The organism is Bremerella sp. P1 (genome assembly GCF_028748185.1).
In the GTDB taxonomy this organism is placed as follows: domain Bacteria; phylum Planctomycetota; class Planctomycetia; order Pirellulales; family Pirellulaceae; genus Bremerella.
In genome coordinates this window covers 3,411,282-3,423,198 of sequence record NZ_CP118164.1, presented here as the reverse complement: position 1 = coordinate 3,423,198, position 11,917 = coordinate 3,411,282, and the positions used below count along the sequence as shown (strand labels likewise).

Annotated in this window: 10 protein-coding genes; 8 read left to right on the top strand and 2 right to left on the bottom strand. The window is 55.3% G+C overall.

Translation table 11 applies throughout. The features are described 5' to 3' along the window. Window positions 1-91: 91 nt before the first annotated feature. From PSR63_RS14445 to PSR63_RS14435, 3 genes are all read left to right on the top strand, one after another. Window positions 92-868, top strand: coding sequence for a hypothetical protein (locus tag PSR63_RS14445; protein WP_274334153.1), 777 nt, complete (start codon window positions 92-94; stop codon window positions 866-868). A 71-nt stretch (window positions 869-939) separates the two neighbouring features. Beyond that, window positions 940-2,103: an 8-amino-7-oxononanoate synthase gene (gene bioF, locus PSR63_RS14440; RefSeq protein WP_274334152.1), complete on the top strand. Its 1,164-nt coding sequence runs from the start codon at window positions 940-942 to the stop codon at window positions 2,101-2,103. A gap of 51 nt (window positions 2,104-2,154) precedes the next feature. Beyond that, complete coding sequence (locus PSR63_RS14435) at window positions 2,155-2,673, top strand: FxsA family protein (RefSeq protein WP_274334151.1); 519 nt, start codon at window positions 2,155-2,157, stop codon at window positions 2,671-2,673. Window positions 2,674-2,746: 73 nt separating this feature from the next. Here PSR63_RS14435 and PSR63_RS14430 read toward each other — a convergent pair whose 3' ends face one another. After that, a complete protein-coding gene (locus PSR63_RS14430) occupies window positions 2,747-4,261 on the bottom strand; it encodes an FHIPEP family type III secretion protein (RefSeq protein ID WP_274334150.1) in 1,515 nt (504 codons plus the stop codon). A gap of 505 nt (window positions 4,262-4,766) precedes the next feature. Between PSR63_RS14430 and PSR63_RS14425 the strand changes: the two genes are divergently transcribed. Both PSR63_RS14425 and PSR63_RS14420 read left to right on the top strand, forming a co-directional pair. Next, window positions 4,767-6,110 carry a PhoH family protein gene (locus tag PSR63_RS14425; protein WP_274334149.1) on the top strand — a complete coding sequence of 448 codons (1,344 nt, stop codon included), beginning with the start codon at window positions 4,767-4,769 and terminating at the stop codon, window positions 6,108-6,110. Window positions 6,111-6,264: 154 nt separating this feature from the next. Beyond that, a complete protein-coding gene (locus PSR63_RS14420) occupies window positions 6,265-7,365 on the top strand; it encodes an alpha/beta hydrolase family protein (RefSeq protein ID WP_274334148.1) in 1,101 nt (366 codons plus the stop codon). Window position 7,366: 1 nt separating this feature from the next. Here the strand turns inward: PSR63_RS14420 and PSR63_RS14415 are convergent, their stop codons facing one another. Further along, window positions 7,367-8,665 carry a rhamnogalacturonan acetylesterase gene (locus PSR63_RS14415; protein ID WP_274334147.1) on the bottom strand — a complete coding sequence of 433 codons (1,299 nt, stop codon included), beginning with the start codon at window positions 8,663-8,665 and terminating at the stop codon, window positions 7,367-7,369. A gap of 425 nt (window positions 8,666-9,090) precedes the next feature. On the opposite strand from PSR63_RS14415, the gene PSR63_RS14410 reads away from it, so the two are divergent. The 3 genes from PSR63_RS14410 (at window position 9,091) to ilvE (ending at window position 11,867) form a co-directional block, all read left to right on the top strand. Next, window positions 9,091-9,954, top strand: coding sequence for a hypothetical protein (locus PSR63_RS14410; protein ID WP_274334146.1), 864 nt, complete (start codon window positions 9,091-9,093; stop codon window positions 9,952-9,954). Between the two features lie 213 nt (window positions 9,955-10,167). Beyond that, window positions 10,168-10,803, top strand: a complete 636-nt coding sequence (locus PSR63_RS14405; RefSeq protein WP_274334145.1) for an adenylate kinase family protein — start codon at window positions 10,168-10,170, stop codon at window positions 10,801-10,803. Window positions 10,804-11,009: 206 nt separating this feature from the next. After that, window positions 11,010-11,867, top strand: coding sequence for a branched-chain-amino-acid transaminase (gene ilvE, locus PSR63_RS14400; protein WP_274334144.1), 858 nt, complete (start codon window positions 11,010-11,012; stop codon window positions 11,865-11,867). Window positions 11,868-11,917 lie beyond the last annotated feature (50 nt).

Here is an 11,917-nt window from a genome sequence, read left to right as displayed (position 1 = left end):
GGTTCGTCCGACTTTAGAGAAATCGTGCGAACCAAATCGAGAAAATTGCGATAAACACTCTTAGTGTCCACACCTTCTTGGGGAGAAGCTCATGCCGCTGCGAATCTGGAGAACGTTGCCGCTGCTCGTTATGGGCATCTGCTTGCTCGTTCCGTCGATGCTAGCAGCAGCCCCCAAGGCCGACTTCGAGAAGATTCTCTCCCCCATTTTGGAAGACGCCGTCCGGCGGTCGCTTCCGTCCTCGTTCAAAGACGAATCGGACTGGGGACGCACACACGACTTCACCAAGCGGCTGAAAGTCCGCGGCAAGTGGAATAGCTTGAAGCTGGAACGCGTGAAGGAAGCCAAGAACCACGGAGACTGGGTTCGTTACCTGGGGCACATCGAAGACCCGAATCAGCATGTCCGGATTTGGATCGAGGATCTCAACGTCGGCCCCATGCGTTCGACGTGCCAGATCCATGCCCGGGTCGAGTTCCAAGGCGAGGCCGAATTCCAACAATGGGTCCGCGGAGTGCGCCTGCTCGGTGTGAGCGTAGTCGCCGAGGCGACGGTCAAGATTCGTCTGGATGTCCAGCTTGAAAGTAAATGGGACATGTCCACGTTGGTTTCCACGGCCGAACTGACGCCCAAAGTGACCGGCGGCCAGATCGAACTCGAGCGATTCTATGTTCATCGTATCGGCAAGGCCCATGGCGAAGTAGCCGAGCAAATCGGCGAACAGCTCGAAGGCACGCTCGCCAAGAAACTCTCAAGCAAAGAGGAAAAGCTCGTTCGTGAAGCGAACAAGGCAATCGCCAAAGAGCTGGAAAACGGCACGGTCAAGCTCGACCTGGTCGACTATCTCAAAAAGCAGCTGCTGAAGTAGGGTCAAGCCCGTTTGAGCGATCGGCGTGCTTGCGAAATAATAAGAGTAGACCTCTATTTCGCGAGTAACCCATGTTTGATTCTCTGGCTTGGATTCCCGAACAACTTGATCTGCTCCATGCGATGGAGCGCCGGCGCGCGATCCACGTGCGCTCCACCCAGCAGGGAGCCACCGTCTCGTGGAAAGAGAACCACCTGATCAACTTCGGCAGCAATGATTATCTTGATCTGGCCGCTGACCCTCGTCTTCAAGATGCGGCACAAAAGGCCATCGTCGCCGAAGGGTGGGGCAGTGGTGCCAGTCCGCTGATCACCGGCCGGGGCAGCGAGCACGCCCGGCTTGAAGCAGAGCTGGCTCGCTTTGAAGACACCCAGGCCGCGTTGACGTTTTCCAGCGGCTTTGCCGCCAACGCCGGCACAATCGACGCGCTGACCGATCGGGGCGATGTGATCCTCAGCGACGAGAAGAACCACGCCAGCATCATCGACGGCACGCGGCTTTCTAAAGCGACCGTTCGCGTTTATCCTCACCGTGACGTCGACTACCTGGAAAACCTACTGAAGCAGTGCGGCTCGTTTCGGCGGCGCTTGATCGTGACCGATACGCTCTTCAGCATGGACGGCACGATTGCTCCTCTGACCGAACTGGTCGATCTAGCCGAACAGTACGAAGCAATGCTGATGGTCGACGAAGCCCACGCGACCGGCGTGTTCGGTCAGCATGGTCACGGCCTGTGCGAACACTTCGGCGTGGAAGATCGGGTGCCAGTGCGAGTCGGGACGTTCAGCAAGGCGCTGGGTGGACATGGCGGCTTTGTCGTTGGCAGCCAGATGCTGATCGATTACCTGGTGAATCGCTCGCGGCCTTATGTCTTTTCGACAGCCGCCCCGGCGGCCAATTCGGCGGCCATGGTTGCCGCGCTGCAGATCGTGCAGCACGAGCCTGAGCGTCGACAAAAATTGATGGCCAGTGCCGAGTTTCTGCGAAACGAACTGCGAGGGCAAGGCTGGAGCCTGGGAGACTGTCACAGCCAGATCATTCCGGTGATCGTCGGAACAGAAGCCTTGGTGATGGAGCTTTCTGCCAAGTTGTTTGAACGCGGCATGCTGGTCCCCGGCATTCGGCCTCCTTCGGTGCCTGACGGAGAGTGTCTCTTGCGAATCAGCCTTTCCTCGGGGCACACGCAGCAGCACCTGGACACGTTGGTGGAGGCCCTCGGGCAACTTCGTTTCTAAGCTTCCGCGATTGGCGACGAATAACTGCGTGTTATCATTCCCGTAGGCGATTTGCTCCTTTCAACACGGATTAGAACCATTCAAGTTTTTGCTATACTACTCGCTCTCTTCGTCACCGTTCCCTTGCTGGAACTCACCTTGCTGCTGTGGCTGGCCCAGTACGAAGGGTGGTTGGTGACGCTGGGCATCGTGCTGTTCACTGGCATCCTGGGAACGCTTCTGGCACGCAGCCAAGGTTTTTCGACCTGGCAGAAGATTCAATCGCAGCTAGCGACCGGACAGATGCCCGGCAGCGCGATGGCTGACGCCGCGATGATCTTCGCGGCCGGTGCTCTCTTGATGACGCCAGGACTGCTGACCGACGGGCTGGGTTTCGCTTTGCTCATTCCGCCCTGCCGCGAATGGATGAAGAAACGCTTCCTGAACTGGGCCAAGTCGAAGTTCCACATCCAGGCCACGACCACCGTGGATGGCGAAACGCACACCTACACTAGCTCGCCGGGCAGATCGGAAATCGTCGACTCGTACGTCGTACCTGACCCGAAGGAACGTAAGGCACTGGAAGACTAGCGGGCGTCAAGAAACGAAAGATGGCCACCGCCGAAGCCGGCGGTAGCCATCTCTTGAAGTTTACTTCGCTGCGTTAACGTGGCCGACGCGGGGGCAATTCTTCCGCCATGTGCTCGGACATCTTGCTCTTGCTCGGACGATAGGTGGTGTCCTTCGCGACCGCCGGGTGCTGTGGGCGTTTGACGGCCGTTTCCAAGGCTCCGACCTCTTCCGGCGAAATGATCACCTGCCAGTAGATGTCGGTCCCCCGCGGAATCTCCGCCAGGCTCAGGACAGTAACCTGCGGGAAGTGAGGCGAAAGGATTTGCCACAAGCGATTCCGCAGATCGGACGAAACGATAACCGCGACCGGTCGCTGTTGTTCGTCGAGCCGATTGAACGCTTCACGCAATACGTCGACAAGACGTTCCATCCAGCCGCGTACGTGCCGACCAGCGTCTTCGTCGCTCATCTGCAGTAGGGGAGCTTCCAACTCTCGGTCGAGACCGATCGCATGGACTTTCCCATCCGAATCGATATAGCGCTGGACTAACTGTCGTCCGAGTCGGACGCGGACCATCGCGACCAGCGATTCAATGTCTTGATTGCGGTGTCCGTGCAGGGCCAGAATCTCGACGATTCGCGAGAAGTTCTTGATCGACTCCCCTTCTTCTAATAATCGCCGTAAAACTGCGTGCAACATGGACACTGTCATCGGGCTCGAGCGAATCTCGTCGAACTCGCCCGGCGAGCGATCCCGCAGCCGTTCGAGCATTTCACGAACGTCGCCCAGCGTCAGAATCTCGTGGGCATGTCGCCGCAAGGTTTCCTGCAGATGCGTAATCACCAGCATCGAAGGATCGATAACCAGATAGCCAAGTTGCTCGGCCTCTTGCTGCTGATCGGACTTGATCCAGATACCTGGTCCACCAAACGTAGGATCGATCCCGCGGACGCCTTGCAACGTTCCGCTGGAGGTTCCCATGTCGAGGGCCAGATACTGTCCAGGGCCCAGTCGGCCGCGAGCGACCTCGTATTGATCGATGAGGATTCGGTATTCCTGATCCCCTAAATCAAGCGAATCACGCAGGCGCAATCTCGGAATCACCATCCCCAACGAATCGGCCAAATGACAGCGAATCGCAGAGGTCCGCTGCATGATGTCCGTTGACTCGGGATGCACGAGTTTGACCAGTTTTTGCCCCAATTCCAGGGTTAAACGATCCACTTCGAGGAACGCTTCCCAAGGTTCCTGCGTGCTCCCTTGGGCTGTGGTGGTGTCATTCTCGACCATCGGTTCAGACGACTCTGCACTGAATTCCGGCAGCACCGGAACATCTAGCAATTCGTCATCCGCACAGCGGATCGCGACAATGTGATGAAAGTGGACCAGGGCTTCCGAGCCGTCCGTTTGGGGTCCATCATCACCAAAGTCCGTCACCGAACTAGACCAAGGGGCATCCTCAGACTCTTGCGAAGTCGAGGCATTAATTAGACGGACGCAGTCTTCGTAAACTGCGACCAATTCTCCACGTAAGCGAACGTGGCCAAATGTCGATACATAAACTTCCCTGCCGATGTAACGAGCCAGAATCGACGCATAATCCATTGAGAACCTTTCGTCTCAAAAGGTGCACGACTTGGATCTCGCAACCATCCGCGAAACCGCTTCCATGTATTGCTCGATTGTAGGCATTGCCCCCAATAGGCGGCAACTCAAAGACCGGAGTTTTTCGATCTTTGCGCTGTCCACCTGGGTAGACTTTCCGGAGAGGCAAAATTCTGGCGAAGGTTCCGCAAAGTTTCTCGTAAGTAGACGTTACGTCACTGGTGCAAAAGGTCTAAGTGCTAAAACGAGACGAACCTGAGAAACAGGGATATGTCCGATACGGTATAATCAATTAACGCACGGAAGATACTCAGAGGGGCCATTTCCTGCAGTTCGCCTATTTTCCTGAAAATGTTACGACATGGAAAAAGCGGGCTTTTCCCAGGATGGCACCTCGGTCACAATCCAGCTAAGCAATGGATTGTGACCACAAGGGACGCACAGTTGCCCTTCGACTCGGCATTTCACTCTCGCGTGCCCATGGTCCCGTGCAAACGGAGAACGCATGATTAGTCAGTCGGTGCAGACGCAGTTGAAGCTTTTCGTTCTCGACACCAACGTTATCTTGCACGATGCAAGATCGTTCCAAAATTTTGAGGAGCACGATGTGGCCTTGCCCATCACCGTCCTCGAGGAGTTGGATCGCTTCAAAAAAGGCAACGAGGACATCAATTTCCAGGCCCGCGAGTTTCTTCGCCAGATCGACCAAATGACCGGCGATCTACTCTCTGAAGAAGGGGCCACATTAGGCGAAGAACAAGGCCGCCTCCGAGTCATCATCACCAACGAATTAGACGCTCGCCTCCATCAGGTTTTTCTCCACGACTCGCCTGATAATCGTATTCTGAACACGGCCCTCCATCTGCAACGTTACGTCAACGATCGGCGTGTGATCCTGATCACCAAGGACGTGAATCTGCGGATGAAAGCTAAGAGCCTTGGCCTTCAGGCACAAGACTATATCAACGACAAGATCGAGAGTTTCGACAGCCTCTACTCGGGTCGCCGAACCCTCGAGAACATCACGACCGAACAAATCGATCGTTTCTACCAGGACTCTGGCAACGTTCACCTGGAAGATTTTCCCGAAGTGAGCGATCCGATCGCTAACGAAAACTTCGTCCTGCGAAACGGATCGAAGTCGGTTCTGGCGACCTTCAACCACGAAGAACAAGTCCTGCGGCGAATCGAGAAGTACAGCCCGTACGGCATCAAGCCGCGCAACGCTGAGCAGGTGTTCGCCATCAAGGCATTGATGGATGACAACATCAAGCTGGTCACCCTGGCCGGCAAGGCCGGTACCGGTAAGACACTGCTCGCGCTTTCGTCGGCCTTGGCTTGCTCATCGGCGTATCGCCAGATCTTGTTGGCTCGGCCGGTCGTTCCTCTTTCCAACCGAGACCTGGGTTATTTGCCTGGCGATATTTCGGCGAAGATGGATCCGTACATGCAGCCGCTGTTCGACAACCTCTCAGTGATCCGGCATCAGTTCAACGATACCGACAAAGAAGCCCAGCGTATCAACCGTATGCTGGAGCAGGAAAAGCTGGTCATTACGCCGCTGGCCTACATTCGCGGACGTAGCTTGCAGCGGATGTACATGATTGTCGACGAAGCCCAGAACCTGACCCCACACGAGGTGAAGACCATCATCACCCGGGCAGGCGAGGGGACCAAGATCGTCTTCACCGGCGACATCAACCAGATCGACCATCCATACCTGGATAGTTTGTCCAACGGTTTGTCGTACATGATCAACCGCATGAAAGGGCAAGACCTGTACGCTCACATCTCGCTTGAGAAAGGCGAACGTTCGGAACTGGCAGACATCGCCAGCGAACTGCTGTAGTGCGGTCTACGAATCACGAAGTTCACTCGAATGCCCACGTCTAGCGCGTGGGCATTTTTTTGTTGGTGCAATTGAATAACACTTTCAATCACCAGCGAAGTCTGGCAAGTTAGTATCGAACGATCCCTCCCTGTTCCCGCCAGAGATCCTACCTATGAACGCGTTTCGCATCGCCACGCTCCTCTGTGCAATTGCGCTTTCTTCCTCAATCGCTACAGCCCAGGAATTTCCTAAAGACAACAACGTTTCCCACAGCTTCGAGCTTCTCGGCCACCAGGTAATTCCCGCCCAGCTATATAACGCGACGACTCCCGAGCAGCATGAAGCGTGGAGGAAGAAGATGCACGCCACCGTGGTTGACCTCTTAGGCGAGATGCCGGAAGCCGTTCCGCTGGAAGTAAAATGGACCGAAGAGGAGAAGTTCGAGAAGTTCACGCGGCATAAGATTTACGTGCATACCGAGCGGAACTATTGGGCACCGGTCTATTACTTCGTCCCGCACGAGCTTCAGGGAAAAACGCCGGCGATTGTCTGCCTGCATGGACATAGTGGTATCGATCCGTACATCCGCCTGAACGAAACGCCGGCTCAAAAGAAGAAGACTGACGACAGTGCCCTCGACTATGCGGTTTACATGGCCGAGCACGGCTACATCACGGCGGCGATCGTCGTACGCGGTTGGAATGAAACGGTGGGGCGACAAGACCCAGGCGTGAAGTCTCCGCCGCGAAGTTGCTACGAAACCTCGATGAATGCCTTTCTGATGGGCATGACGCCACAAGGCATTCGCTGCTGGGATGCGATGCGAGTGATCGACTTCCTGCAGACGCAAGACGAAGTCGATGCCGAGCGAATCGGAGCGTGTGGCCTGTCTGGCGGTGGCACGTTGACCATGTACCTGCCGATTCTGGACGAGCGAGTGAAACTGGTCATGATCGCGGGAGCCTTCTCTGAATACCGCCAGTCCATCTATGCCATTCATCACTGCATCTGCAACACCCTGCCAGGAATCATGCGAGAAGGAGAGATGGCGGATGTGGTCGGGCTATACGCGCCGCGACCGGTCTTGCTGATCAATGGTATCGACGATCCCATCTTCCCGATCGACGGTGCGCGGAAGGAATACGCACGTCTTAAGAAGGTTTACGAGGTCCTCGGGCAGCCGGAAAACGTCGACACCGATTTCTTCGAGGGAGGTCATGTGTGGTCGAACAACAAAACACTGACGTTTCTCAAGCAGCACTTTGGCCGGTAGGCTAACTGCCGTCCGGCTTCGTTAGATCAACGCTTGGACTCGCCGGCACATCGAAGGCCTCCGGCGACATCGGCTTGCTCGGGTCGAACGGCGTGGCATCTGCTCGCAGATGCTTGGCCAACTCAGGGACATTCTCGCGAATTCCTTCCGCCACGCAGTTGGCCAGCAGATAGCTGCCAAACGCGTTGTGATGGCTTCCGTCTTGAAAAGCCGCGTCGAGCTGGTCCCCGAGAGCTTTATAAAGCGTGACACTCATCATGTTCAGATCGATCAATGGAACGTCCTTCTCTTGGGCAATCGCCCGGACGGTATCGGGGTAATCTTTCAGGGTGGGGCGCTCGACGCCGGCCTTGCGTGCCATCGAAGTTATGAGCACCGGATGGGCCCCCTTGGCCCGAACATCGTCGATCAACTGCTGGAAGTTTGCTTTGTACTTGGCCAAGGCATCCGGATCTTTGTCCTTCATGTCGTTGTGCCCGAACTGCACCAGGACGTAGTCCCCTTCCTTAAGCGAGGTGAGGACCTTTTTGACGCGTCGCGCTCCGAGAGAACTTTTAATCGACTCGCCAGATTCGGCGTGGTTGGCCACTGCCACCCCTGGCCCCAAGAACCGTGTGAGCATCTGCCCCCAGCTGTTCCACGGCTCTTGGGGCTGGTCGGCGACTGTTGAATCCCCCAGAACAAAGACCGTCACCGCTTCCGTGTTCGGGGTTATTTCAATGGCACACACCGCAGGACGCTTGCCACTGAACTCGAGCGTCAGCTTGTCGTCCCAGTGCAGTACGCCATGCTCGCGCGACTTCAGACGGACGTGGTCGTCGCCGAGGATCATGGGTGTACGCGTATTCACCGTGAACGTTGCCTGCACGAAGTCACCCGGCTTGGTTTCCACTTTCGGGAGCATCAGCCTCCGCGACTCTGCTTTCACGTAGGTCGATGTCGCTTCCTCGGGATCACCAAGCGTAAGCGTCACCTGGTAGTTACCTTCCGGTAGCTTCATCGAGAAAAAGAAAGGTTGGTCGCTCGTTACCAAATCGCCACGAAGAAGATCGCTCGTCGAACGCTTAAGTCCGCGAGGCTTTGAATCGAGGTCGAAGCCAAAGTCATGTTCTTCATCCAGGCGCTGTGACGCAGGTACCTGCACGTATCCTGGCGCTGCCGGCCCTTTACCAAGATCAAACCGCCAACCCTGCGTAGTATCCATTGGCTCGGCCTGAGTGACCGATCCGACGGCCATCAGGCATCCCAAGACAACGAAAGCAGAAAGAGAATTGGCAGTGCGAACGGTTGCTGTGCTCATGGGCCGGATACTCGCTTGGCGAACGGGGATGTGCCTTCAGAGTGTTAGGTTAGTCTATCTCCCGCGTGAATTCCTCTTTCACATGTCGCAAAACAAGTATCATAAAAACTGTCATTATTCCATGCCCCAGTTCAATGCCCCATTTTCTGAACGATTCTCAGTAATCCAGTTCATAAAGCACGGCACAAATATGACGCAAAACAAGCATTGCGAACTAGAAACAGGTATCGTTATTTGCCGCCAGGCAGGTCCTCGTTTGAGCAGCGGAGACAACCTCACAACGAATTTCCCCGATTCCCAAAAAATCTGGGCAACCAAACACTGATTCGTTCGTTAATGATCGATAGCTCCTGATATGATGGGTAATAGAGAAGAGCAAACTTCACCCTTTTCTCCACAATTGAAACTCCCGAGGAACTCTAGCGATGGCTCCTACGATTCCTACGGTCCCGAACAAAGATGGGGAGGTCAACAAGTACAACTTGTTGAACATCCCGGTGAATACGCCTCGGCTGTATTACGTCAACGGAATTCGCAACAGTGCCAAAGACCATGCCTTGACGGCGTCGCTTCTGTCGATTGTTTGCGAACACCCGGTCTACGGTGTTTACAACTTGTCCAACGGAGCAATCTTGGACATGGGGCAATGCGTACTCGATTACACGCAAAATGCCACGGCTCGAATGTTTGGCAACCGGAAACTCGTCCCAGGGAAGACGCTTCGAAACGACGAAGTCCAAAAGATTGTCGAAGAAACGATCAAAGGTGCGTTTGTCTGGAATCAGGCTACGGTCACCTTGTTTCGCGAAGTCGCGAATAACTATGGGCGCAATACGCTGATCGTCGCCCACAGCCAAGGGAACCTGATCACCTCGAACGCGTTGTTCTTTATCGAACGTGTCTTTGGTTCGGCAGCGCTGAAATACGTACGGGTTTACTCCTTGGCTTCTCCATCGCCAGCATGGCCGTTGGGACTTCGCCATACCAACGGTGGCGGTGGACGTCAGGAGAACGCGTTCATGAATGACCTGGTCTCCTTGCTTCGGCCCCACAACCTGGCCGCCAAGGTAGGCATAACTCGCTTTCAAAATGAAGGCGATTTCCGTACACATGCCGGTGGCGGCGCGGTCGGCCTTGTTCCGCACGCCGTAAACGAAAACATCGCCCTGAACTTCCTTCGATCGATCCGGTCTGACCTGGGCAAATCGAAAGACTTCGCTCCCGACTTCCTCGAAAAGTCGGCTAAAAAGGCGGAAGATGCGATGAAGATGATTGGCGTGAACAAGTAGCGCAAGCCTGGGTGCAATCCACGGATTGGTGCCCAGGAATCTTGTCTGAGCTATGCCTATTTGACGATGCGTTCTTCGCGACTGGCCACGCTTCGCACGTCTGCCCCATATTTCCCGCGTTTGCCAATTCCGCTGAGACTCTGAAAGCACTACAATCTACGGCTTGCTATAAAAAATTCCCCACGACTTGATTGATTTCGCAAGGACGTCGCCATGCACAAATATGTGTTCATGGGCGTACAGGGTTCCGGCAAAGGAACTCAGGCCAAACTATTAGAACAGCACCTCGACCTGACTCACATTGGTGTCGGGGATATCTTGCGATGGAACATCAAGAACCACACCAAGTTAGCGGCAAAGATTAAGCGTATTCTCAACGCCGGCAAGTTGGTCGATGACGAAATCGTCGAGGAGATCGTCCAGCGTCGTCTGCAGGAACACGACTGGAACTTTGGCTTCATCCTGGACGGCTTTCCCCGCAACGCCAATCAGGCCGCGTTTTTCCTGGAAAGCTACGACATCGATGCCGTCGTCCACATCGTGGTTCCGGACGATGTGATCAAGAAGCGGGTCCTCGCGCGGCGACTGTGCGAAGACTGCGGCGTCGACTTCAACGTGATCGATCACCGTCCGAAGATCGAAGGTCGCTGCGATATCTGTGGCGGAAAGCTGATCCGCCGGGCAGACGATACCGAAGAAGTTCTGGCCAATCGCCTGGCCGAATACCACGAGAAGACCAAGCCGGTGCTGGAAATCTTCCGCCGCAAGGAATTGGTCGTCGAGGTCGACGGAACCCAGGCCGTAGATATCGTTCAGGCCGAGATCCGCAAGTCGATCAACATCATCTAGCCACCCCCCCCCTATTGGGCCACGGCAGCTCTTTCTATCAAAACTCTGGCAGGTCCTGAACCTCGCCCTAATTCGACTGTCTGCTGGAAGTATGAAGTTTAATACTCCCGGCTGGGAGACCCTCAGGGGGCTCTAGGGCAACATCATAGGATTAGGGTATAATGCGAGTTTCCACCCCACACCCCGAATCTCCCAGTAAGATACCCATGTCCGCGAAAGTCTATATCAACGGGAAGTTTTTCGCCCCCAACGAAGCCATGGTCAGTGTTTTTGATCATGGCCTGTTGTACGGGGACGGGGTATTTGAAGGTCTGCGGATCTACAACGGCAAGATCTTTCGCCTAGAACAGCATATCGATCGGCTTTACGACTCGGCGAAGGCCATCTGTCTGAAAATCCCGATGACGACGGCTGAAATCACCGAGGCCTGCCTGGAAACGGTCAAGCAAAGCGAATTCACCGATGGGTACATTCGATTGGTCGTCACGCGTGGTGCCGGTACGCTGGGGCTCGGTCCTGAACGAACCGAAAACCCCCAGGTGATCATCATCGTCGACAAGATCAAGCTCTACCCCCAAGAGTTCTACGACAACGGATTGGCCATCATCACGGCCGCGACCATCCGCAACCATCCAGCAGCCCTCTCGCCGCGGATCAAGTCGCTGAACTACTTAAACAACATCATGGCCAAGATCGAAGCCAGCAACGCAGGTTGCCTGGAAGCCTTGATGCTGAATCACAAGGGTGAAGTTTCCGAGTGCACAGCGGATAACATCTTCATCGTCCGTGACGGCAACCTACTGACGCCACCGACCGACGCCGGCATTCTGGAAGGCGTCACCCGCGATGTCGTCCTGGAATTGGCCCAAGCAGCCGGTATTCCGACCTTCGAGAAGACGCTCACCCGTCACGACATCTACGTTGCTGACGAGTGCTTCATGACCGGTACGGCCGCGGAAGTGATTGGTGTGGTGAAGGTCGACGACCGTGAAATCGGCGACGGCAAGCCTGGCCCGATTACCAGAAAGTTGAAAGCGCTTTTCGTGGAACATACCATGAGCTAATGCATTTGGGATCTTCGTGAGGTTTTGCGAGTCGTCCCAAGTGACGCCTA